At 37.2% G+C, this 22,663-nt stretch carries 24 protein-coding genes; 12 read left to right on the top strand and 12 right to left on the bottom strand.

Annotated features, from left to right (window positions below; all coding sequences use genetic code 11):
* Positions 1-64 precede the first annotated feature (64 nt).
* The 3 genes from FEE95_RS16520 (at position 65) to FEE95_RS16510 (ending at position 2,530) form a co-directional block, all read left to right on the top strand.
* Positions 65-628 carry an RNA polymerase sigma factor gene (locus tag FEE95_RS16520; RefSeq protein ID WP_138659089.1) on the top strand — a complete coding sequence of 188 codons (564 nt, stop codon included), beginning with the start codon at positions 65-67 and terminating at the stop codon, positions 626-628.
* The gene (locus tag FEE95_RS16515) at positions 615-1,370 is read left to right on the top strand and encodes a hypothetical protein (RefSeq protein WP_138659088.1); all 756 of its coding nucleotides are present in this window, start codon (positions 615-617) and stop codon (positions 1,368-1,370) included. The genes FEE95_RS16520 and FEE95_RS16515 overlap by 14 nt, the downstream gene beginning before the upstream one ends.
* Before the next feature lie 83 nt (positions 1,371-1,453).
* Complete coding sequence (locus FEE95_RS16510) at positions 1,454-2,530, top strand: porin family protein (protein ID WP_138659087.1); 1,077 nt, start codon at positions 1,454-1,456, stop codon at positions 2,528-2,530.
* Here the strand turns inward: FEE95_RS16510 and FEE95_RS16505 are convergent.
* From FEE95_RS16505 to FEE95_RS16490, 4 genes are all read right to left on the bottom strand, one after another.
* Positions 2,527-3,402, bottom strand: a complete 876-nt coding sequence (locus FEE95_RS16505) for a DUF4846 domain-containing protein (RefSeq protein ID WP_238474603.1) — start codon at positions 3,400-3,402, stop codon at positions 2,527-2,529. The two genes, FEE95_RS16510 and FEE95_RS16505, sit on opposite strands and share 4 nt — an antisense overlap.
* On the bottom strand, positions 3,399-3,971 hold the full coding sequence (locus tag FEE95_RS16500; protein ID WP_138659086.1) for a hypothetical protein: 573 nt from the start codon (positions 3,969-3,971) through the stop codon (positions 3,399-3,401). The genes FEE95_RS16505 and FEE95_RS16500 overlap by 4 nt, the downstream gene beginning before the upstream one ends.
* Positions 3,972-4,083: 112 nt before the next feature.
* On the bottom strand, positions 4,084-4,689 hold the full coding sequence (locus FEE95_RS16495) for an SIMPL domain-containing protein (protein WP_138659085.1): 606 nt from the start codon (positions 4,687-4,689) through the stop codon (positions 4,084-4,086).
* A gap of 103 nt (positions 4,690-4,792) precedes the next feature.
* Entirely contained in the window at positions 4,793-5,218 is a 426-nt protein-coding gene (locus tag FEE95_RS16490; RefSeq protein WP_138659084.1) for a hypothetical protein, read from the bottom strand.
* A 193-nt stretch (positions 5,219-5,411) separates the two neighbouring features.
* Between FEE95_RS16490 and dnaG the strand changes: the two genes are divergently transcribed.
* Complete coding sequence (dnaG, locus tag FEE95_RS16485) at positions 5,412-7,391, top strand: DNA primase (protein WP_138659083.1); 1,980 nt, start codon at positions 5,412-5,414, stop codon at positions 7,389-7,391.
* Positions 7,392-7,470: 79 nt separating this feature from the next.
* Here dnaG and FEE95_RS16480 read toward each other — a convergent pair whose 3' ends face one another.
* Both FEE95_RS16480 and nadE read right to left on the bottom strand, forming a co-directional pair.
* Entirely contained in the window at positions 7,471-8,100 is a 630-nt protein-coding gene (locus FEE95_RS16480) for a response regulator (protein ID WP_138659082.1), read from the bottom strand.
* Between the two features lie 173 nt (positions 8,101-8,273).
* Positions 8,274-9,062: an NAD(+) synthase gene (nadE, locus tag FEE95_RS16475; RefSeq protein ID WP_138659081.1), complete on the bottom strand. Its 789-nt coding sequence runs from the start codon at positions 9,060-9,062 to the stop codon at positions 8,274-8,276.
* 88 nt (positions 9,063-9,150) lie between these two features.
* Here nadE and gldB point away from each other — a divergent pair, with 88 nt between their 5' ends.
* Together gldB and gldC are read left to right on the top strand one after the other, a co-directional pair.
* Positions 9,151-10,116 carry a gliding motility lipoprotein GldB gene (gene gldB, locus FEE95_RS16470; protein ID WP_138659080.1) on the top strand — a complete coding sequence of 322 codons (966 nt, stop codon included), beginning with the start codon at positions 9,151-9,153 and terminating at the stop codon, positions 10,114-10,116.
* Between the two features lie 80 nt (positions 10,117-10,196).
* Entirely contained in the window at positions 10,197-10,529 is a 333-nt protein-coding gene (gldC, locus tag FEE95_RS16465) for a gliding motility protein GldC (protein WP_138659079.1), read from the top strand.
* A 134-nt stretch (positions 10,530-10,663) separates the two neighbouring features.
* On the opposite strand, the gene FEE95_RS16460 is transcribed toward gldC, so the two are convergent.
* The 3 genes from FEE95_RS16460 to bla form a co-directional block, all read right to left on the bottom strand.
* The gene (locus tag FEE95_RS16460) at positions 10,664-12,169 is read right to left on the bottom strand and encodes an agmatine deiminase family protein (RefSeq protein WP_171037072.1); all 1,506 of its coding nucleotides are present in this window, start codon (positions 12,167-12,169) and stop codon (positions 10,664-10,666) included.
* Between the two features lie 161 nt (positions 12,170-12,330).
* Positions 12,331-13,956 (bottom strand): alkaline phosphatase D family protein, encoded by a 1,626-nt coding sequence (locus tag FEE95_RS16455; RefSeq protein WP_138659077.1) that lies wholly within the window; start codon positions 13,954-13,956, stop codon positions 12,331-12,333.
* A 1-nt stretch (position 13,957) separates the two neighbouring features.
* Positions 13,958-14,698: a subclass B1 metallo-beta-lactamase gene (gene bla / locus FEE95_RS16450; RefSeq protein ID WP_138659076.1), complete on the bottom strand. Its 741-nt coding sequence runs from the start codon at positions 14,696-14,698 to the stop codon at positions 13,958-13,960.
* A 196-nt stretch (positions 14,699-14,894) separates the two neighbouring features.
* On the opposite strand from bla, the gene FEE95_RS16445 reads away from it, so the two are divergent.
* The gene (locus FEE95_RS16445; protein ID WP_212748449.1) at positions 14,895-15,260 is read left to right on the top strand and encodes a GTPase; all 366 of its coding nucleotides are present in this window, start codon (positions 14,895-14,897) and stop codon (positions 15,258-15,260) included.
* A 67-nt stretch (positions 15,261-15,327) separates the two neighbouring features.
* On the opposite strand, the gene FEE95_RS16440 is transcribed toward FEE95_RS16445, so the two are convergent.
* The 3 genes from FEE95_RS16440 to FEE95_RS16430 all read right to left on the bottom strand — a co-directional run bounded on the left by FEE95_RS16440 (position 15,328) and on the right by FEE95_RS16430 (position 17,210).
* Positions 15,328-15,678 (bottom strand): four helix bundle protein, encoded by a 351-nt coding sequence (locus FEE95_RS16440; RefSeq protein ID WP_138659075.1) that lies wholly within the window; start codon positions 15,676-15,678, stop codon positions 15,328-15,330.
* A 105-nt stretch (positions 15,679-15,783) separates the two neighbouring features.
* Positions 15,784-16,401: a ribosome biogenesis GTP-binding protein YihA/YsxC gene (gene yihA / locus FEE95_RS16435; RefSeq protein ID WP_138659074.1), complete on the bottom strand. Its 618-nt coding sequence runs from the start codon at positions 16,399-16,401 to the stop codon at positions 15,784-15,786.
* A gap of 32 nt (positions 16,402-16,433) precedes the next feature.
* A complete protein-coding gene (locus tag FEE95_RS16430; protein WP_138659073.1) occupies positions 16,434-17,210 on the bottom strand; it encodes an alpha/beta fold hydrolase in 777 nt (258 codons plus the stop codon).
* 264 nt (positions 17,211-17,474) lie between these two features.
* Between FEE95_RS16430 and mraZ the strand changes: the two genes are divergently transcribed.
* From mraZ to FEE95_RS16405, 5 genes are read left to right on the top strand one after another with little or no spacing between them, the layout of a single operon-like run.
* Positions 17,475-17,948: a division/cell wall cluster transcriptional repressor MraZ gene (mraZ, locus tag FEE95_RS16425; RefSeq protein WP_138659072.1), complete on the top strand. Its 474-nt coding sequence runs from the start codon at positions 17,475-17,477 to the stop codon at positions 17,946-17,948.
* Entirely contained in the window at positions 17,926-18,831 is a 906-nt protein-coding gene (gene rsmH / locus FEE95_RS16420; RefSeq protein ID WP_238474610.1) for a 16S rRNA (cytosine(1402)-N(4))-methyltransferase RsmH, read from the top strand. The genes mraZ and rsmH overlap by 23 nt, the downstream gene beginning before the upstream one ends.
* Before the next feature lie 2 nt (positions 18,832-18,833).
* Entirely contained in the window at positions 18,834-19,160 is a 327-nt protein-coding gene (locus FEE95_RS16415; protein WP_138659071.1) for an FtsL-like putative cell division protein, read from the top strand.
* Positions 19,160-21,166 (top strand): penicillin-binding protein, encoded by a 2,007-nt coding sequence (locus FEE95_RS16410; RefSeq protein ID WP_138659070.1) that lies wholly within the window; start codon positions 19,160-19,162, stop codon positions 21,164-21,166. The genes FEE95_RS16415 and FEE95_RS16410 overlap by 1 nt, the downstream gene beginning before the upstream one ends.
* Positions 21,163-22,626, top strand: a complete 1,464-nt coding sequence (locus FEE95_RS16405) for a UDP-N-acetylmuramoyl-L-alanyl-D-glutamate--2,6-diaminopimelate ligase (protein ID WP_138659069.1) — start codon at positions 21,163-21,165, stop codon at positions 22,624-22,626. Before FEE95_RS16410 ends, FEE95_RS16405 begins: the two co-directional genes overlap by 4 nt.
* Positions 22,627-22,663: the final 37 nt, after the last annotated feature.

Here is a 22,663-nt window from a genome sequence, read left to right as displayed (position 1 = left end):
CCTTCTTGGGCAACGGACTTGAAATATTACGCGTCTATGCTAATAGAAGATAACCAAAACTGTTTTGAAGATTATACCATTCTATAAAAATGAGAAGCAGCTGATTAAAAAATCAGCATCTGGAAATCGAGAGGCACAGCAGCATCTTTACGAAAAGTATGCGCCCAAGATGCTAGGTGTATGCAGGCAATATATCAAGGATATTCATTTTGCCGAGGATGTTATGGTCAACGGTTTTGTAAAAGTTTTTACACATCTGGATAGTTTTCGATTTGATGGAAGTTTTGAAGGATGGATACGCAGGATTATGGTTCGAGAAAGTATTAGCCACCTGCGAAAGCGACAATTTGTGGTCTACGATGATAGTATTTATGATAGAACGGTATTGGAAAGCAGCCCTTCGTCTTCGGAATTGGATGTAGCGCATATTCAAAATTTGATTGACGCACTTCCAGAGGGATACAGAGCCGTATTTGTACTATTTGCTATTGAAGGCTATTCCCATGCGGAGATAGCAGATATGCTAAGCATTTCTGAAGGGACATCAAGATCGCAATTATTCAAATCAAGAAAAATGCTCAAGGAAAAATTAAAGCAACAAAATATTATAGGGTATGGCACCGAATAAATTTGAAAAACATATGAAGAAGCAGCTTCAGGAGCGAGAAATAAAGCCCTCTGCGAATGCCTGGGAGACCTTGTCCGAAAGACTAGATGCTGTTACTCCACAATCTAAAAGGAGAAATTATTTCTGGTATGGAATAGCCGCTAGCTTCATCGGATTTTTGATTATTTCTATTGTTTATTTTAATTCAAATAATGCTTTAAATGGTCCTGATGTAAAAGTGGCTGATACAGATGAAGAAACTATAGAAGCTAAAACAAATTCAGATTCAATTGATGATAGAAAAACCGAGGAAGTAATTGTTGAAAATGAAAAAAGTGAACTAGTTCCCAGTCAAGAGGTGGAAGCGGTAATTCGTAATGAGAATTCCGAATTAAGTAATCAGATTACTTCAGTAGCCAAAGTTGATAAGGTTGTTGGATCACTTAGCGAAAAAGCAATCAAAACAAACGATTTTAAAGAGGAAATTATCAATGATAAAATATTGGAAATAGTCGCTACTGTTGACTCCTTAGAACAGAATAACGCTGCTTTGACAGATGCTGAGGTAAACCATTTACTGCGAAATGCACAAGAAGAAATACTTCGAGACAAGCTTTTTAATCAAAATGGTTCAGTTGACGCGATGGCTTTGCTGACTGAAGTTGAGGACGAATTGGACAGATCCTTTAGAGATCAAATCTTCGAATCTTTAAGAACAGGGTTTTTAAAAGTACGTACGGCCGTTGCCGACCGCAACAAATAGATATTCATCAATCATTAATTCAGTCTCTATACACTCCTCTTAAATAAAGAGGGGTGGTAAGAGACATCTAAATCAAAATTATTATGAAAACGATTACAAGGTATTTTTTACTGCTTATCTTGACTTTAATGTCACAAAACCTAAGCGCGCAAGAGGAGCAGTATCAAAGGAAAATAGAGGTTCTTCAGAACCTAAAGGACGATATAGTCGCACAAGAAAAAAAGGCTTTGAAAGAGGAAGTAGAAACAATAAATGGGCAACTTGAAAATGAAGATATTACTGCTGAACAAGCCAAGGTTTTAAAAGAAGAAGCAGCTAAAAAGCATGCTTTGAATATTGAAAATAAGGTCGCTATTGTCGACAACAAAATTGCCCTTTTGAAACGTAATGAAGATGATGTTATAGCTATCGAAAAAACGGACCAGTATGATGATGATGGAATGTTCAAAATTGATGTGAATGGAGAACGTGTAGTATCTATCAATTCAAAAGACTGGAAGAAAGAAATAAAGTATGATCGTCGTACTTATGTTGACCCCGTAATTGCAGTTGGCTTTAACAATGCAATTATTGAGGGACAATCTTTAGAAGATTCTCCATATAAATTAGGAGGAAGTAGGTTTGTCGAATTGGGTTGGGCTTGGCGCACCCGCGTATTTAAGAATTCAAATTCACTTCGCTTGAGTTATGGAGTTTCCTTTCAATTTAATAGTTTGAAGCCAAAAAATAATCAGTATTTCGTTGTTGATGAAGGGGAAACTGAACTACAGGAGTTTGAGTTTGATTTAAGAAAGTCGAAGTTTCGTATGGACAACTTGGTGTTTCCTGTACACTTTGAATTTGGACCTTCAAAATTTAGCAAAACGGAAAAAAGAATTCGGTATTCTATTCGTAATCAATTTAGACTGGGTATCGGAGGATATGGAGGTTTCAACATAGGGTCTAGACAAAAACTAAAATATAAAAATGCGGAAGGCCGAAATGTAAAAGATAAACTCAAAGGTGGTTACGATACTTCTAGTTTTGTATACGGACTAAGTGCATATGTAGGTTTTGACGGAGTTCAACTTTATGCCAAATACGATTTGAATCCTATTTTCAGAAACGCTGCAGTCGAGCAAAGGAACATCTCATTAGGGGTAAGGTTTGATTTGGACTAATTTGAAAAACGCCTTAAAGCGGATTTCTTAAACGTCCACTCCGGAGTACGTAATTCTTTTAATATTTCAGAAACCCCATACCATGGACTCAAATCTATGTTATTGGGGTTTTTAAGCACCTGAATTTCCTGAGCCGGCATATAGCTTTGAGCCAGTAGAAAAACTTTTTCATTTGTAGTTTGATTGATGGCTATATCAACTATTATTACAGCATGCCCTGGAAAACCACCTTGAATGAAAACATCACCAATCTGCATTTCTTCAATGGAAACGGGTTTCATTTCTTTTTCCAAAGATGCGGTACCCGCATAGCTAAAAACCATTTCGAGATATTTCCAGAAGTCTTTGGGTGAATCGGAATGGTGAGAAGTTCGTTTCCAATCGACTTGGTTTCCCTTTACAATAATTCGTTTTCCCATTCGCCAGTTGGCGTAATCTGCTTTGAATCCGTTGGTAAAATTGAAATGAATACTATCGAACTTCTTATTTTGAAAAAGATATTCGGCCCTCAAGCGCATAACCGCATCTGCACACTGATGTAAATCTCTTTTCCCAATCGGTAAATCAACTACGGCGTCATAAACATTTCTATTCGGTTTAAGCTCACCGTTGTAGTAAGTGACTAGTGAACCGTTGGGTTTTAAAGGGAGGTTTCTAAGGTAAAATGAGAAGGAAGTACTATCCGAAGAAATTCTTGTATATCCTTTGGGTAAACTAAACCTTGTCATAATAGTGTTTCCATTAGTATTGATTTCTAAGGGAACATCCACCTTTGATACTAACCGTTCACCTTCAGGTGTTTTTTGTCGGCAAGTGTAAGACATCCAGCAAAGACATCCTAAAAAGAAAATTATTTGAAATTTAGAATTCATAAAAGTTCAAAACTAATAGTGACGCGGTATTCGCGCGTAACTAAGTAATCCATAGAGTAAAACCCATCAATCGTTTTTTGAAGATTATGGTCATCTATGATAAGAATACGGCCTAATTTTCTTTCAGTGCGTTCTGCGAGAGCGGAAGCCTTGTCTTGTGCATCAAGAAAAGCAGAATGTGCATAATCGGTCATCTGTTTTTTCGTCAATTCAGAAGTAAAGGTTGATTCCGATTTCATCACTCCATTTGATTTGACCATCAAGAATTTTTGTGCCATATCTAGGGAATCAGTAGCATATGAAATCACTGTCCCTTCTTTTTCATAACCCAATAGGGAATAAGAAAGAAGGTCTTCTTTAAGCTCGCCTTTTTGGGTTCCGGCAATGCCAGCATCTACCAATTTTTCAGCATAGGCGTCTTTTATTTCTTTTAGTGAAAGCTCTGAACCAGTCTCATACCCATCATAAATTACATTTTGAAGACTTACAATCATTTTTGTGGAATATGTGCCTTTTAAATCATATTCATGAATTCCCGTCACGGTAATTTTATCGGTTGTATGTTCCATTTTGAATTTTCCTGGTTAATGCTATTGTGTATTTTTTGGAGGAATAACTGATGAAAACCCTACAAGTTATACTAACCTGCAGAGTTTTCAATAAACAACCAACTAAAATTCGTTATTGCAATTCAAAGGAAACAGATATATAATAATCCCTTTTGTCCTTGGCGTTCCCATAGTACATAGATTCTGATATTTTCTTGGTATTCGTATCGCTTAGGTAAATAGCTTTGCCAATTGTTCTACCAATTTTTGCTGCAACAGCATTGGCTTTTGTTTTTGCATTGTCAAAAGCGGCCTTTGCAAACTCAGCCATTTGGGCATCTGTTAATTCCATCTCTAAGGTGGTATCTGAACGTGTTACCCCGATTGACTTCACATTTAGAAACTTCTGCATTTCCTCTAGAGAATTCGTTTTGAAAACGATGATAGTGCCCTCTTTCTCATATCCGAGAAGTGCGTAGTGTAAATTATCTTCCGTTATACGATCACTACTAATACCTACTTTGGCCAGTTTGTCTAAATAGCCCGATTTGACCTCAGACATACTCATGGTTTGTGAGTCGTAATAAACGTTGTTCAAACTAACTATCATTTTGCTTGAATACTCAGGACTTATGCTATAAGAGTGGGTCCCGTTGACGGTTATATTGTTTTGATAATTTTGAGCCATTGCTGTCATTGTTATAAGAACCATTGCTAAAGTTGCTACTACCTTTTTCATAGTGATAATTTTTAATTGTTGTTTTGATTTTCCAAACAGAAACTTTTCAACGTTTGGAGTTTAGATTATTAGTTAAAATTCTAACGTTTTATTTGATATAAACTTATGCCACCGTCCACATAAATGAGGCGACAATCATCCAAATGCCTACGATGATACCCACGATGCCTAATTTACCTTGTTTAGGAGCTATTTTTTGTCTTAATTCTTCAGCTTTTGCTTTCGCAGCTTCATTTTTGGAAAGGAATAATTTATTGATCAATCCTGAGCCTAACATAAACCCAAGTGCTGCCGATACAATATTTCCGACCAAAAGGGTAACCCACCAAATTGGAGCGATGCTCAACCAATTTAGGTTTAAGACTGCGGTAATAATTCCCCAAACTCCCCAAAAGCAGAAAACCAATCCTATCCATCCTTGATAGGGTTCTACTTTTTCTAATAATTCTTTTGCGTTTGGTTTTTTAGACAGTATCAATGATGGTACTGCGATAATGCTTAATAATATTAATGTAATTCCCCAGATCATAATTTTTGTTTTAAGGTTATTAAAAGGGTTTGTTATTCTTCGATACAAAGTTGCAGCAGTTTAGATGCTGATTTTACCCTTCTGCTAGCGAAAAAGCACTCCCTGAAAATGGGGGTGGGGTTTTACAAGGAATCAATTTATCTTATATTTACCGATACTGGTAATTGTACTCATTAATAAAGAAAGGACGAATTTGATTTCAAAATCCACCATAGACCAAGTATATGAAACAGCGCGCCTAGAAGAGGTGATAGGGGATTTTGTGCAATTGAAAAAGTCCGGATCGAATTTTAAAGGTTTGAGTCCGTTTACCGATGAACGTTCTCCGAGTTTTATGGTGTCTCCGGTAAAACAAATTTGGAAGGATTTCAGTAGTGGTAAAGGTGGAAATGTTGTCGCCTTTTTAATGGAACATGAGCATTTTACCTATCCGGAAGCCATCAAATACCTCGCAAAGAAATATAACATTGAAGTAGAAGAAACTGAACGGACTGACGAACAGAAGCAAGAGGCGAATGAACGCGAAAGTATGTACCTGGTTTCTGAATATGCACAGCAGTATTTTTCAGATATTTTATGGGAAAGCGAGTTAGGGAAGGCCATCGGACTTAGCTATTTCAAGGAAAGAGGTTTTACCGATGAGACCATTAAAAAGTTTCATTTGGGATACTGCTTAGATCAATGGGATGGATTTACCATGGCTGCCCTTGAAAACGGTTATCAGCTCAACTATCTCGAAAAAACAGGGTTGACAATCATCAAGGAAGATACTTCTAACCCTAATAACTCAAAAAAGTTTGACCGTTTTAAAGCACGGGTTATGTTTCCTATTCATTCCATGAGTGGGCGAGTTCTCGGTTTTGGAGGGCGAATTTTGACCAATGACAAAAAGGCGGCTAAATATTTAAACTCCCCAGAAAGCGATATTTACCATAAAAGTAAAGTGCTCTATGGCATCTATTATGCGAAACAGTCTATTGCCAAAGAGGACAATTGTTATTTAGTTGAGGGCTATACTGATGTAATTCAGTTTCACCAAAGAGGAATTGAAAATGTGGTCGCCTCTAGTGGAACAGCCTTGACACCCGAACAGATTCGACTCATAAATCGTTTGACCAAAAACATTACGGTACTATTTGATGGTGATGCTGCGGGACTGCGTGCTTCTTTGCGCGGAATCGATTTGATTTTGGAGCAGGGCATGAATGTAAAGGTCTGTACCTTTCCTGAAGGAGAAGATCCAGATAGCTTTGCCAAGAATAACGATTTAGAAGAGGTTCAAGAATATTTGAACTCAAATTCAAAGGACTTTATTCAATTCAAGGCAAACCTATTAGCTGAAGAAGCTGCTGACGACCCAATTAAGCGTGCGGATACGGTTCGTGATATTGTAAATAGTATTGCAAAGATTCCCGATGCAATAAAGCGGGAAATCTATATCCAGGAATGTGCCAATATTATGAAGGTTTCTGAGGGAGTTTTATTTAGTACCCTCGCTCAAATCGGAAAAAAGGACATTGCCGATGCTTCTAAAAAAGTAAAACAAGAGCAAAAAGCCTTTGATGTAGTAAAGAATGAAGTAGCGGTTGAAAAGGTAGATGTTCAATATGAACTAGAACGTAAAATAATCGAGATTCTATTACTATACGGAAAGGAAGAACAAGAATTTGAAGATTTAGTACTAAAGGAAAATGAAGAGGGTGATTTGATTTTGGAACCAGAATCACTAGAAATAAAGGTGTACGAAAAGATATTCTTGGATTTACAGGATGATGAAATTGAACTGACAAATGAAAAGTTTAGAAATATTTACCTTAAACTCATCGCTGAATTGAATGAGAAAGAAGATTTTACAGTAAGTACTTTTTTGGCCGATTTAGATCAGGAAATGGTTTCTGAAGTTTCTTCAATTATGATGGAAGAAGAGAAGTACGTTCTTCACGATTGGGCTCGCAAAGATATTTACCCGAAGGAAAAGGAAACCGTCATTTCGCAACTAGTGAGCGAGACCATATTGACCTTACGTTGCTATTTGATTAAAAAGAGAATGCAGACGCTACAAAAAGATACAGAAGATAAGAGCGAAGACAATCGGGAGACGCTAGAAGAAATTATGAATTACCTCCAATTGAACACTCTTTTGAATAGAAAATTAAATAGAGTTCTTTCTTAATAAAAAAATTGGAAATGATGTGTAAATAAAAAAGCCCAACTTGCGTCGGACTTTTTTATGAGACTTTTATCAAGCATTTTTAATATAATTCTAACGCTTTTGCTTGCTGTAAGAGGTCAACCATATTGTCGACGTTCAATTTCTTCATTAAACGTGCCTTGTACGTACTTACAGTCTTTTCATTCAAATTAAGGCCTTGGGCAACATCTTTGTTGCGTTTTCCGCTGGCTAACAATTTCAATACTTCAACTTCTCTTGTAGAGAGTTTTCTGAAGAATCGACGAGGTTTTTGCGTGCCTTCATCGAAAGCTAATCGCTGGGCAAGTTCATTTGTAATGAACATGTTACCTTCACTAACCTTTTTAACTGCTGATATGATATAATCAATATCAGAAGCTTTAGATAAGTAACCAAAAGCACCTGCTCTAATTGTGCTCAATGCGTAAACATCTTCCGATTGTCCACTGTACATCAACACTTTAATGTCTGGGTACTCTTTTTTGATTTTTCGTAGAGTAGCTATTCCATTAATTTCCGGAATATCCATCTCTAACATTACTACATCTGGAGTTACTTTTTCCAAACGCTCAAATAATTCGGCTGTGTTCGAAACAGCGTCCACGACCTGAAAACCGTTTGCGGAATCCAATACGTGTTTAACCCCCATCCTAATGATTGGGTGGTTGTCTGCAATTAGTACTTTAATCATTTTTGATTATGTTTTTGGGACAAAAAACCTTGGTTGCTCGGTCTGTCTATAATTACTGACACGCAATGTAAGGCTTAATTATCATATTCATGAACAAAAGTTGAATTTTTTTTACAAAAAACACAATTTTCGTGATTTTATTCGACTTAAACACAACTATTTAGGTCAAAACGCTAAATTAGTGTGCTTGGAATCTTACAAATAGGTATAGGAATCATCTTATGCATATTGGAAGAATTAAATCTTTTGTAGATTTTAAACACTTCTTTTTCCCTGCCTTCAAAATCATCTATTTTTTTATTTTGGTCGTCCATTTTCATCGCCCATTCCAATTCCGGATATGAAGCACCAATTTGGTCCTCATCAGTTCGGTCATCACCCCAAAGTCCGTCCGTGGGTGCGGCTTCCTGAATATCCTTGTTAATTCCTAAGAACTTTGCAATTTCATATACCTGAGATTTATATAAGTCCGCAATAGGGCTTAAATCAACCCCGCCATCTCCATACTTGGTGTAAAAACCTACTCCAAAGTCTTCAACTTTATTTCCAGTACCCGCTACAAGGTATCCTTTTAAGGCAGCAAAATAGTACAAAGTTGTCATTCTGAGTCGAGCGCGTGTATTGGCCAAAGACATAAAGCGGTCTTCTTCGTTTTTTACTGTAGGAATATTCGCAACAAAACTGTCGAAAACTGGAGTTAGATTTACAGGTTGACGCGATACATTGGGGAAATTTAATTGCAACCACTCAATATGTTTTGCGGCCCTCGTTTCCTGATTTGGAGCTTGATGAATTGGCATTTCTAAGCACAATAGTTCAAGACCTGTTTTGGCACAGAGTGTTGACGTTACTGCAGAATCTATACCTCCAGAAATACCAATGGTAAAACCTTTGATATTTGCATTTACTGCATATTCTTTAAGCCAATTGACAATATGGTCTACTACTTTTTCAGTTTGCATGGATCACTTGTTTATATAATCGATTAACTTTGTGCCTAAAAATAAACCGAACTAGTCTAATAATAAAATGATACGGAAATTACTTTTTATGAAAAGACCTATTTTTATCGTTTTGCTAATCTCACTTGCTTTTTTTGGATGTAATGATACGGACAAGGTAGAGGCCGAAATTGGCAAAATTCCTATAGAAGTAAATGTTTCGAGGTTTGATAGGGAGTTTGCATCAGCAGAATCAACAGACCTTCCAAAGTTAAAAGCTAAATATCCTTATTTATTCCCCGCACAGTACACCGATAGTGTTTGGGAAGCTAAACTTCGAGATACGATACAAATCGAACTTTTTGATGAGGTAGCGAAGGCCTTTCCAAATTTCGATGATGAATCTAAAGAACTAAAAAGCCTCTTTCAACATATCAAATATTATTTTCCTGAATTCGAGGAGCCTAGAGTCATTACCTTGACCAATGAAGTGCAGTATAATTATCGGGTTATTTTGGCTGATTCTTTATTATTGATAGGATTGGATAATTATTTGGGTCCTGAACACCATTTTTACGTTGATATTCAAAATTACATTTCCGAAGGATTGGATAAAAAGTATATAACAGCTGATGTTGCAGATAATTTTACGCGCAAAGTTGTACCTCGATTACGAGACCGAACTTTTTTAGCTGATATGATTTACTATGGAAAGCTTTTATACTTAAAGGATAAGTTATTGCCAACGGCAGATGACACCATTAAAATAGGATACACTCAAGACCAACTCGATTGGGCCATTGCTAACGAAGAACCCATTTGGAGAAACTTTATTGAGCAAGAACGTTTATATAGTACGGATGGTGAATTGCGATTGCGCTTTTTAGAACCAGCGCCTTTTTCAAAATTTGGATTGGAACTAATAGATAATGAGTCTCCTGGCCGAGTAGGCCAATATATAGGATGGCAAATTGTACGTGCCTTTATGGACAAAAATGAGATTACCCCGCAACAATTGTTAAATATACCGGCCGAGGAAATCTTTAAGAAAGCAAACTACAAGCCCACCAAATAATATCCTGCGGATATTAAATTTCAATAAATTAAATTCCAAATCCCAATAGATAATCCTGGGTAAAAAAAATACAGAATATTATGGCAGAGCTACATACTTCAGAAATCACTTTAACTGTTGGTTTGGATGAAAACCGCGTTCCGGAAACCCTCAATTGGTCCGCTCAGGATGGGGGAGTGGACAATGAAGAGGCAAAAGCAATGCTCTTATCGGTTTGGGATAGTAAAAACAAAGAATCTTTGAAAATTGATTTATGGACGAAAGATATGCCTGTCGATGAAATGAAAATCTTCTTTCATCAGACCCTGGTATCGCTTTCTGACACCTTTATGAAAGCTACACAAGATGAAAAAATGACCGCCCAGATGAAAGATTTCTGTGCATATTTTGCTGAGAAGTTGGAGTTGAGGTAACGGTCTTGGCTATGAGTAGTTGCGTCGGTTAGCATTTAACTTTGCAAGTGCGCACCGAGTTGGGAATTCCGCAGGAATTTCCAAAGTAAGCGAGAACAAGCAATTACTTATAGCCATTGTTGTACACTGGCCTTTTAATTATTTGTAAATTTATATGTTGCAATTGGTGCTGTTATTGGTCGTCTTTCTTTTTCTCCTGAATTTGAAACAGCCGAAATATAATATTCTATAGTTTCACCAGAATTATAATTCGGAATTTCAGCAGAGAAAAGGTTTTCTGTATCTGTTGGTGAAAGCGTAATAGTTTTCCATTCAGTTTCTCCTGCTATTCTCCATAATAGCTCATTTTTATTCTCAACTAAACCCTTTTTACTATAGTCGATTAATGTTGCGAATACTTTTTTCTTTTGATTTGAATCGACTTCAGGCGAAATTTTATTTACACTTATAAAAAGCATTTCTGGATTCCAAATTGCTCTTGTTCGGCAATGCAGGGCATCTCCATTATTCCAGCCATAAGTTCCGTAATGCTTTCTTAATTCTTCTGTTACGAAAGGTTCGTCATCCAAGGCGTATTTGAACCCTTTGATTTTATATCCTGGCATTACATCACTCCAAGTTTTTAATGCAATTGAATCTTGTGGTATATCAAAAAGCGGAACATAAACCGTTTTGTTTAAAATAAGAGAATTAGTATAAGCAGCCAAACGCTCCTCTTTATATCGTTCAGTCTTTATTTTTAATATTTTATAAGGATTATCATAAGGTGTTTTTAAAATCGAAAGCTCCTTGGTGACAATTTCATTGTAGATATCGTATAGTTCGTGGTCATTAGGTGGTTCTGCGACTAAAATAGTTTCTTCGTCTATAAGTTTTAGTAAGCAATCTATATGCTGAATTCCGTAAGTTTCAAAGTTAGAAATGATATTATATTTTTGAAAGCCTAGTAAAGAATCATTTAGTTTAAGAAAATTTTCACTGTCAATTCCGTGATATTTATTTTCATTGAGGATAATGCAAGTAGAGAAAGCTGTTCCCAATCCATCGGTCAATACACTTCCTCCTGTATTGTTAATAGGCAAATCCAAAATTTCAAAACCTAATTGTTCTGAAAGGGGAATTGTTGCATCATCATCAATTTGCGTTAGTTTTACTTTATTGTTTTCATCTTTATAGAGGAATTGCAATGAATCGTTACAAGCTAAACCAGTTACAGGTGTTGAATAAATGTATTTCCCATCTGCTAATTTGTACTCTTTTTTGTTTGTGAAAACTGCACTTGGTCCCCAATCTCTTGTCCACCATGCGTCAACTCCTTGTTTTGCATAAATAAAAGTTACATTTTCTGGATTTATGCGCCATTCTTTAAACCATTTTTCCGCTTCTTTTCGAGAGTCCTCATTTTCCACCATCGTAAATAGATGATTGTCATACGCTAGTTCGATTACCAATTTATGAGGAATACTCAATGGCCAAACAAATAATGTGCCTAAAGCTGGTTCCCATTCTGCAGCAGTTCTATTATTAAGCCCTTGTGAATAAAAATTGGGTTCAACTATTTCTGAATCCTTTTTGGAATTATTTGAACAGGAAAAGAGAAATAATAGGATTAATATTTTAAGATGATTTAATTTGTTCATAGTTTCTCTTTTGTTCGGCTTGTGTACAACTAGTGTATAAACGCAATAGTTCAAAAATCTCATAAACTTTATAGAAAAGCAATATAAATCGGTAACTACTGCGGTGTAAATGCTTACAAACAAGTACAAACGTTTTTAAATATTTAAATAAATCAAAAAGGCTAGTCTACACCTACCGTAATCGGCCATCCCTCAAACTGCTGAGCATCTTCTTTAGTAACATCAACATACCTTGGCCAACATTCAAAAGTCACCGTTTCTTTTTTCTTATCAAAAAGTATCAATCCGTATCCACCACCTTTTGATGGACTTTCAGGATTAACATAAGCCATCATACTAATTTTGTTATTAAAGCCATCTAAATAGTCGCCTGTCCAAGGTAAAGAAGTATTTGGGTTGGGGTTATCGCCGGCTTTTTCATCTTCGGGCCACCACCAGCGGCTGTAATAGTCATTTACTATTGCAGGAACTACAAAAGCCCAAGGGCCATCACCAAATTCATTGATGCCTTGTTTGATTACGGTTGCCAAATGTTGATCTCCAGCGATATGAACAGCATTTGCTTTTTGAATCAATGTCAAAGCTTTATTGCGGCCAGTCTGAGGCCAGCCGTTGGAGTCTAAATCGGCATGAAGGCGATTCTCAAGATTTCCATGAATATGGGCGCCTCCACAAAAACCAGTTTGGGAAAGAACTACTTTGATGGCTTCTTTGTTGGTATCTGCCCAATGCTCTAAAAATTGCAATTGACGGTCTCCTAATAAAGTAAGTCCGGGTAAATCTATTGAGGCAGGGTCGTATTCAGGATTCCGAATGTGGTCAGGTCGCGGACCTTGTTGCGGAATTTTTCCTTCAGGTCCTGATTTGAATTTTCGGTCTTCGAGAATGGCGAAGTCAACTCCGCCTAAAAGCAGATTTGTATAGTATACGCCAATGCCCCGCTCAACGGGAGTAGGGTCATACGGGTCGGGCAAATGAGCGGTTTGACAACGTTCTACCATTTTTACATACGCGGTATGATAACGGTAACCGCCATCGGGACTACCCTTGGTAACTGATAATTTTCCATTTTCTCCCCAAAGATTGCCTTGTCCTATATCGTGGTCATCCGGAATGGTGATTGCAGGGCGATTGCGAAAAGTTTCGCGAAACTGGAGTCCGAATTTCAACCAAGCAGCTGTATGTTCTGTATGGTCGTAGGATTGGTCTCCCGCAAAGAATATCAAATCGGGGTTTTGATAATTGATATTACGAACATAATTTTCACGCATGCCACGATCCTTGTTAGAATTGCAGGAAAGCGCTGCTATTGATATGGTTTCTTTGTCTGCGGGGTCTTTCCGAATCAATCCTTCAAATTGCGCTTTTTCGCCATGGCGAATCCGATATTTTATATCTTTTGTAGTATCCCAATTTTCAACTCGAAATAAAGCGGACCATCCGATATCATTGATTTGTTGTTTCTGGATTTCCTCCCAATTCCCATAATTCTCAATTTCCAAAAGTACCTCACGTGACTCATCTGGGTATAAGGGGTATAACTGCGCAGATAGCTTTAAGGTTTGGTTAGAAACGGTATAAATCCCAAAGGAAACTACACTATCCCTATCAACTTTCAAATTGATAATAGGATTGTCGGCTCGATTCCACCAATCATTAATCGCCAAGGTATCCACATTATCAAAAGGAGCTATAACTAGTGGGGTTTGTTCCTTTGGCTTTTCAGCCTTTTCGTTACATCCTAATATTAGTAATACTATCAAAATACATTTCAGTGTATTTTTCATATCAATTGGTTTTAAAGAGTTCTTCAGTATAATCTAGGAGTTCTATTCCGCCAGGCTTACCATGACCGGGCACAACCATCTTTAAATTGGGGTAATTCTTTTTTATGTTCTGAATGGTATTACTCCATTCTGTAACATTAGCATCTTCAAGATTTCCTTTTGAAGCATTTACTGTTTTTACCATGCAACCCCCATAAATCAGTTCCTCACTTGGAATGTAACTTACGATATTGTCTTTTGTATGGGCTTCCCCAAAATGTTTATTAATAATTGTAGCGCCACCTATTTCCAATTCGTTTTGAACTTTGAAACCTACTTGTGGTACGGTTTCGTTATCTTTTTTAGCCAATTCTATGGTTTCTTCATTGGCATAAGAAGGAATATTATGATTGTGAAAAACAGCAAGTCCCCCTAAACAATCAATATGAAAATGATTGACTACAATTGCTTTTGCAGTAGCTTTTTTTTCGTTAGCCAGCCATGCTATTAGCTCCTCTGATTCCTTATTATGGGTTGGCGTGTCAAACACTATGGCTTCATTATTTTTTATGAAAATAAGACCATTGCAGGCTACCTTACCAAAATCTTGGGTTTCCAGGTAGGAAACATGTCGGAAGACGTTTTCAGATAAAGGTATAATTTTTAGAATCTCAGAAGTGTAAGCTACGTCTGTTTTCTGTGACTTACACTGTAATTGAAACAGGATTAAGAAAAGGAGGAGATTGATGCTTTTAAGAGACATAAATTGTTTTTAAATAGTAAATAACTGGGCAAACCCGCCAGGCATTAAAAGGAAAATTAACTTTGATTTCGACGCAAGCGTCGGAGCATTTTAAACCTGCCCGTCCGGCAGGCGGGTCTCAATTATCGAGTAAAATGGTTTAATCCACTTTATCATAAATATATAGCTTTACCTTGCAAAAATAAAGGATACCAAATTGCAAAAACTAATTTTTATCTATAATGCCGATTCAGGAATACGAAATATGATTATGGATAGTGCACATAAAATATTTAGTCCTGATACCTATGAGTGCAGTCTTTGTGATATTACCTACGGGGCTTTTACCGAGAATTCGATTTGGAAAAAATTCAGAAAGGAGACTGATATTAAAATGGAGTTTTTGCATAAAGATGAATTTGCGAAGGCTTATGCTTCAAAGTTTGGGCACAAGTTTACTTTTCCAATAGTATTGAACGAAAGTGGAAAAGGGTTAGAGGTGTTCGTTAGAACTGAAGAGTTGAATGAAATGCAAAGTGCTGAGGATTTGATTACTTTAATTGGTGTGAGGTCCTATTTTTGAGGTTGATTAAAATGAGGTTTGATGCACGGTGCACGGTGTTGGATGCTCGATGTTTTATATTTTTTTATTAGATTTTGTTTCTGAAAGCTACCATCATATTCATAAGTTTATAGGCTTCATTGTAATATTTATTAAACTCCTTTAATTTTAAGTAATCCCTATTTTTAGCTTTATAAAGACAAGTCACTACCTCTGCTAACGACCTGATGGCATATCCCATAAATTTTCTAAATTCTGATTTTGACTGTAAAATAGAACCCTCAGAAATATTTAGGGCTATTGAGTCAGCAGCTCTCCGGATTTGAGAAGAAAGGTTATATATTTCTTTCTTTGGAAACTCTTCAGCCAAACCATTCATTTCCTCTCCCATTTTCATAGCATCCTGCCAAATGATGAGTTTTTCAAACTTAAATTTCATAGGAACTTCCATAAACACGAAAGTAGTATTTTTCCTATAAAAACATAAAATGTTTTTTTACTCCTTATTCGCCCTTCATAAACATCGAGCTTCGAGCTCAGAACATCAACCCTTTTTCTCTTTAAAGAACTGTAGATTAATTTCTTGAATAAAACTGAGCAATTCATCTCTTCCCGTACCATTGGAAGAAGAAGTGACGAAGTGTTGTGGAGCTTCCTCCCAAATACCATCGATTAACTCTTGTAAATAGTCGTCTACTTGCCTTTCAATCACTTTGGGTTTTAGTTTATCCGCCTTGGTAAATATGATGCAAAAGGGAATGCTGTTTTCGCCCATCCACTCCATAAATTCCATGTCTATCTTTTGGGGCTCATGTCGAATATCTACCAAAACAAAGGAACAGACCAATTGTTTTCGCTGTTCAAAATAATTGGTGATGTATTTTTGGAAAGTGTTTTTGTCTTTTTTCGAAACCCGCGCATAACCATAACCTGGCAAATCAACTAAAAACCAATTTTCATTGACTTTAAAATGGTTAATAAGCTGTGTTTTACCTGGTCTACCTGATGTTTTGGCTAAATGTTTGCGGTCCATCAGCATATTGATTAGTGAAGATTTCCCAACATTAGATCTTCCGATAAAAGCATATTCGGGTAATTTTTCTGAAGGACATTTGGTCACATCAGAATTACTCATTACAAAGTTGGCAGATTTGATTTTCACGACAGTGCTTGTATTGTGAGTAGATGAGAAGTCTATTTTTCTCCTAAGAAACCACGTTTTTCCAACCAGGCATCCAAAATAGTATTGAATTCTTCAGGATGTTCCATCATTGGAGCATGCCCACATTTTTTCATCCAAAATAAATCAGAATCGGGGAGGAGTTCGTGAAACAAGTCGGCTACGTCAGGTGGTGTAACCCCATCATTTTCTCCCCATATGATACACGTAGGTGTTTTCATTTTAGGCAAGTCTTTTGCCATATTATGCCTGATGGCACTTTTAGCAATGGCAAGGGTCTTTACAATTTTACTTCTATCGTTTACTGTGGCAAAAACTTCATCAACGATTTCCTTGGTCGCTACCGCGGGATCGTAAAAAACGTTTTGTGCCTTTTTCTTAATGAATTCGTAGTCACCCCTTCTTGGGTATCCATCACCCATAGCACTTTCATACAGTCCTGAACTTCCGGTAATCACCAGGGCCTTAACCATTTCAGGGTATAGTTTGGTGTGTAGAAGACCAATATGTCCGCCCAGCGAATTTCCTAATAGAATTACATCTTTCAACCCCTTGAACTCGATGAATTTTTCCAAAAACTTTGCGAATTGTTTCACATTGGTTTTCATCATTGGCATATCGTAAATCGGCAATTCAGGAATAAGAACCTTATATCCCTTCTTTGGAAAGTGATCAGTGACTCCATGAAAATTACTCAAGCCCCCCATAAGACCATGTAAAATGATAATAGGGGTTCCTTCCCCTATTTCAACATACTTGAATTTTCCTTCGGTAATTAGTTTTTCTTCCATTCAGGGGCACTTCTGTCGCTGCAGGCAAATATACGATTTCCCTTATTAAAAGCAGGCTTGGTTAGCTGGGGCAAAAGATAGCTGTTTTCTTTTGAAATGCAAGAAAGTGATTCGAAAATCGATTTTTCGAATGACAATTTTAGGTCATGTTTTGATGCAGTTCATCTAAAAAAGGTCGTTTTTTATAAGAAAGTGGTAAAATGTGGTAAAATGTGGTAATAAAATATATATATTTGAGTTATTAAATGAAAACCAAACTTTTAAGTGATCAATTTCATTGGAACATACGACTGCAAAGCCGATGCCAAAGGTAGGGTAATGTTACCTGTTGCCCTAAAAAATCAGATGGCGCCTGTTCTGAAAGAGGGATTTGTCATAAAAAGGTCCGTTTTTCAGCCTTGTTTGGAATTATATCCCATGGCGGAATGGAATCTTCTTATGCAGAAGATGAACAAGAAGAACCGCTTCAAAAAGAAGAACAATGATTTTATCAGACGTTTTTCTGCGGGAGTTAAAATGATAGAGATTGATGCTACCGGAAGGTTACTTATTCCGAAAAATTTAGTTGCGGTGGCAGGAATTGCAAAAGAAGTGGTTTTGAGCTCAGCAATAAACATTGTTGAGATATGGGATAAAGACAGCTACGAAAAAGTATTGGATGAAACGGCGGAGGACTTTGCAAGTTTAGCAGAGGAAGTGATGGGTGATGATGGCGATGACTCAGAAGATGTATCATAATCCGGTTTTATTGAAGGAGTCCGTTGATGGACTAGCAATAAAAACGGATGGAATATATGTTGATGTAACCTTTGGTGGCGGTGGCCATTCCAAGGAAATTCTGAAACGGCTCGGAGAGAAAGGCAAGTTGATTGCTTTTGATCAAGATGAAGATGCTTTGGCGAATGCTCTAGAGGATGATCGGTTTACACTGATCAATGAAAATTTCAGATACATCAAACAGTTTTTAAAGTTCTATGGCATTCGGAAGGTTGATGGAATCTTAGCCGATTTTGGTGTTTCATCACATCAATTTGATAAAGCGGAACGTGGGTTCTCAACACGTTTTGATGCGGATTTGGATATGCGTATGAGTAAGAAGAACCAAATATCCGCTTATGATGTGGTCAACAACTATGAATTTGAAGAATTACGGAATGTGTTGTTCAAATATGGTGATTTAAGAAGTGGTGGAGCAATGGCAAAAGCCATACTAGCTGAAAGAGAGGAGAGTCCTATTCAAACTACCGAACAATTGAAAGAAGCGTTGCGCCAATTTTTGCCCAAGTCAAAAGAGCATAAAATTTTAGCACAGGTCTACCAAGCCATTCGTATTGAGGTGAATCAGGAGATTGCGGTTATCGAGGAGTTTTTAATGCAAATTCCCGATTTATTAGATCAAGGCGGAAGATTAAGTGCTATCAGTTACCACTCCTTAGAAGACCGTCTAGTAAAACGGTTTATAAGAGCAGGTCAATTTGAAGGTGAACCTGAAAAAGATTTCTACGGAAATATTGATGTTCCGTTTAAAAAGGTAGGAGGCTTGATAGTTCCTTCAAGAGAAGAAATAAAAGTCAATAATAGAGCAAGAAGCGCAAAGTTGCGCATAGCAGAACGAATATAATTATGGTTAAAAAAGGAATCTTAGACATTTTGAAAGGAAAGTTTTTGGTGAGTGGTGATGCTCCCAAAAATTGGCTGTTTATCATATTCGTCTCCTTTCTAGCTGCGGTAATGATTGGTAGTTCGCATAGTGCGGATAAAAAGGTGCATCAAATTGCAGCTTTAAATGAAGAAGTGAAAGAATTGAATAGTGAATTCGTAGATGTGCGCTCCGATGTTCAAAAGTTAAAGTTGGAATCAAAAATAACTGAGGTGCTTCAAGAAAAAGAATTGTATCCCTCGGAAACTCCTCCAAAAAAAATTAAAGTAAAAGCAAAGAAAATAGAGTAGTGGCGGCAAGTGATAAAAAAATATTGACCCGTTTGTATGTGGTAGCCGGTGGCCTCTTCCTATTTGCCTGCGTTGTAGTTTTTAAGCTGGTCAGCATTCAAATGGTAAATGGTGAAAAGTACCGCGACCTTGCCGAAAAGCGAACTACAAAGATGTTTACGATTGCCCCGAATCGAGGTAATCTAATTTCAGATGATGGTAGTTTGTTGGCAACCTCCGTTTCCCGATATACTATTCGATTTGATGCGGTTACGGTAAAAAAAGAAGATTTTCAAGAAAACATAAAACCTCTTTCGGCAAAATTATCAGAGTTGTTGGGTAAACCAACGTCACATTATCAACAGATCTTACGGAAGGCCAAAGCAAACAAAAATCGCTACACCTTAATTGCCCGGAATTTAGATTACTCCGATTACATGGAAGTGAAGAAATTCCCTCTTTTTAATAAAGGGCCATATAAAGGCGGACTAATCGTCGAACAAAAAACCGTCCGCGAACATCCGTTAGGGAAAATCGCTGAGCGAAGTGTTGGTTATGAAAATGTTGATGAAAACGGTTACTATAGTGGAGTTGGTCTTGAACGCGCTTTTGGAGAATACCTACGCGGGATAGAGGGAAAACGCCTAAAACAAAAAATAGCGAAAGGGCAATGGAAGCCTATTGGGTGGGACAATATAGTAGAACCCAAGGATGGTTATGATTTGATTTCAACAATTGATATCAATATCCAGGATATTGCACATCATGCTTTGCTCGGTCAATTGGAAAAATACAAGGCAGATCATGGTTCTGTCATTGTAATGGAGCGAGAGACGGGAGAAGTCAAAGCGATTTCCAATCTTGGAATTACGAAAGAGGGGAAATATTATGAGCGCCTAAATTATGCCATAGGTGAATCGCACGAACCAGGTTCTACTTTTAAATTAATGAACCTAGTTGCCGCTTTAGAAGATAAGATAATAGATACGAGTTCGGTAAAAGATACGGGTAAGGGATCTTGGAAAATATATAGACATCGGGTAAAAGACACAAAACATGGTGGTCATGGTAAAATTTCAATGGCAAAGGCATTTGAAGTTTCTTCCAATGTCGCATTTGCTCAAATGGTCCACGAGGGTTATAAAGAGAAACCTTCAAGATATGTGAATCGGTTAATGAGCATGAATCTGGGCAAAGAAATCGGCCTCCCCATTAAAGGTGAAGGAAAGCCCCTAATACGTTATCCTGGTGACAAGGGCTGGTCAGGTCTCTCCTTGGCACAAATGGCTTATGGTTATGAGGTATCTATGACGCCGCTTCAAACATTGACATTTTATAATGCCATTGCAAATGATGGGGTAATGGTAAAACCGCGAATGATAAAAGAAGTGAAAGAGTGGAACAAGACTATTCAAAAGTTTGATAAGGAAATTATCAATCCTTCAGTCTGTTCTAGGGAAACGGCTAAGCAAGTGCAGCAATTATTAAAGAATGTAGTTGAGAAAAAGCATGGTACAGGTCATCGTATGTATTCTCCTAATTTTTCCATGGCCGGAAAAACAGGTACTGCTCAGAAAAACTATCAAGACAAAACCAGTGATAAATTCGGATATATTTCCACGTTTGCCGGATATTTTCCAGCAGATGAGCCTAAGTATTCTTGTATCGTGGTGATTCACGAACCTGATAAAAGTGTGGGCTATTATGGTGCGGATGTTTCTGGTCCGGTTTTTAAATCGATTGCCCAAAAAGTATACGCCACATCACCCTTGGTTGATGAGGTCGATATGTTTCAGGCTAAATATGCAGGTTTGGATAATGCCTATCAAGAATATTTTGCAGAAGCACAAAAGAAACATAGCAAAGTGCCCAATGTAAAAGGAATGAGCGGAATGGATGCAGTTTCCATTTTAGAAAACTTGGGCTTGCAAGTAGAGATTAAAGGGAATGGAAAGGTCAAAAAACAATCCGTCTCTCATGGTACGGATATTAAAAAATCTAAAAAAATAGTGCTCGAATTATCGTGAAGTTGCTGAAAGATATATTATATGGAGTTGGTCTTAGGGCAGTAAGTGGCTCTACAAATGTCATGGTCAACGAAATTCATTTTGACTCTCGAAATGTCAAGATGGACGATGTCTTTATTGCTGTTCGCGGAACGATTACTGACGGACATAAATATATTGAAAAGGCAATCAACTCTGGGGCAAAAGCTATTGTTTGTGAGGAGCTTCCGGAACAGCTGGTCAATGAAATCACGTATGTAGAAGTTCATGATTCGAACCAAGCCTTAGCGATAATGGCTTCCAATTTTTACGACAATCCATCTAAAAATTTAAGACTAGTAGGTACAACAGGTACCAATGGAAAAACAACCGTCAGTAGTTTGTTGTATCAGTTGTTTAAAAAGGCAGGTTACAAGGTTGGTTTGCTTTCAACCATAAAGATAATGGTTGATGATACAGAATATAAGACAAGTCATACTACACCAGATCCTTTGGTTATAAACAAACATTTGAGTTTGATGAACGAGGCAGGGGTGGAATTCTGTTTTATGGAAGTAAGCTCACACGGTATTCATCAAAAAAGAACGGAAGGGTTAGTCTTCGAAGGGGCGATTTTCACGAATCTGTCTCACGATCATCTAGACTACCATAATACCTTTGCCGAATATAGGGATACTAAAAAGCAGTTGTTCGATAGCCTCTCCAAAAAGGCATTTGCTTTAACCAATATTGATGATAAGAATGGTTTAATAATGCTGCAGAACACAGTGGCAAGAAAGAAAACCTATGCTCTAAAAAATTATGCCGATTACCGTGCTCAAATATTGGAGAATCAGTTTGATGGTCAATTGTTGAAAATTGATGACAACGAACTTTGGTCTAAGTTAATTGGTCATTTCAATGCCTATAATATGTTAGCGATTTACGCTACGGCAGACTTATTAGGGTTGGAAAAATTAGAGATTTTAAGATTGTTAAGTGAATTGGAAAACGTTGATGGGCGATTCCAATATTTTATATCGAAAGAGAAAATTACAGCAATAGTCGATTATGCCCATACACCGGACGCGCTAAAAAATGTGCTTGAAACTATCAACACATTGAGAACTGGAAATGAAAACGTCATCACCGTTGTGGGGTGTGGTGGCGATAGAGACAGATCTAAGCGGCCGGTTATGGGTCATATCGCTTCAGAAATGAGCAACAAGGCAATTTTTACCTCAGATAATCCCCGTACAGAGTCCCCGGCGACTATTATCGAGGAGATGGAAGGTGGTGTCGAGCCTCAAAATGTAAAAAAAATACTATCCGTAGAAAATAGAAAACAAGCAATTAAAACTGCTTGTCAACTCGCTTCTGCCAATGATATTATTCTAGTGGCAGGTAAGGGCCATGAGACCTATCAAGAGACGAACGGTGAGCGTATCGATTTTGATGATTTTAAAATGGTAAAAGATTTTTTGAAAAGTCTTGATAAGTAGAATAAAGAAAAGAGAGTAAAGATAAAAAATGTCACCC

This window comes from Maribacter algarum (ex Zhang et al. 2020), from assembly GCF_005885635.1.
GTDB lineage: Bacteria > Bacteroidota > Bacteroidia > Flavobacteriales > Flavobacteriaceae > Maribacter_C > Maribacter_C algarum.
The sequence above is the reverse complement of the archived record's forward strand: the minus strand, read 5'-3'. Positions and strand labels throughout refer to the sequence as shown.

Bases quoted from the DNA above. Each gene is read 5' to 3' on its own strand.
- FEE95_RS16515 (WP_138659088.1), top strand. From the start codon at position 615: ATGGCACCGAATAAATTTGAAAAACATATGAAGAAGCAGCTTCAGGAG.
- FEE95_RS16510 (WP_138659087.1), top strand. From the start codon at position 1,454: ATGAAAACGATTACAAGGTATTTTTTACTGCTTATCTTGACTTTAATG.
- FEE95_RS16505 (WP_238474603.1), bottom strand. From the start codon at position 3,402: ATGAATTCTAAATTTCAAATAATTTTCTTTTTAGGATGTCTTTGCTGG.
- FEE95_RS16500 (WP_138659086.1), bottom strand. From the start codon at position 3,971: ATGGAACATACAACCGATAAAATTACCGTGACGGGAATTCATGAATAT.
- FEE95_RS16495 (WP_138659085.1), bottom strand. From the start codon at position 4,689: ATGAAAAAGGTAGTAGCAACTTTAGCAATGGTTCTTATAACAATGACA.
- FEE95_RS16490 (WP_138659084.1), bottom strand. From the start codon at position 5,218: ATGATCTGGGGAATTACATTAATATTATTAAGCATTATCGCAGTACCA.
- FEE95_RS16480 (WP_138659082.1), bottom strand. From the start codon at position 8,100: ATGATTAAAGTACTAATTGCAGACAACCACCCAATCATTAGGATGGGG.
- nadE (WP_138659081.1), bottom strand. From the start codon at position 9,062: ATGCAAACTGAAAAAGTAGTAGACCATATTGTCAATTGGCTTAAAGAA.
- gldB (WP_138659080.1), top strand. From the start codon at position 9,151: ATGAAAAGACCTATTTTTATCGTTTTGCTAATCTCACTTGCTTTTTTT.
- gldC (WP_138659079.1), top strand. From the start codon at position 10,197: ATGGCAGAGCTACATACTTCAGAAATCACTTTAACTGTTGGTTTGGAT.
- FEE95_RS16460 (WP_171037072.1), bottom strand. From the start codon at position 12,169: ATGAACAAATTAAATCATCTTAAAATATTAATCCTATTATTTCTCTTT.
- FEE95_RS16455 (WP_138659077.1), bottom strand. From the start codon at position 13,956: ATGAAAAATACACTGAAATGTATTTTGATAGTATTACTAATATTAGGA.
- bla (WP_138659076.1), bottom strand. From the start codon at position 14,698: ATGTCTCTTAAAAGCATCAATCTCCTCCTTTTCTTAATCCTGTTTCAA.
- FEE95_RS16440 (WP_138659075.1), bottom strand. From the start codon at position 15,678: ATGAAATTTAAGTTTGAAAAACTCATCATTTGGCAGGATGCTATGAAA.
- FEE95_RS16430 (WP_138659073.1), bottom strand. From the start codon at position 17,210: ATGGAAGAAAAACTAATTACCGAAGGAAAATTCAAGTATGTTGAAATA.
- rsmH (WP_238474610.1), top strand. From the start codon at position 17,926: ATGACTCAGAAGATGTATCATAATCCGGTTTTATTGAAGGAGTCCGTT.
- FEE95_RS16415 (WP_138659071.1), top strand. From the start codon at position 18,834: ATGGTTAAAAAAGGAATCTTAGACATTTTGAAAGGAAAGTTTTTGGTG.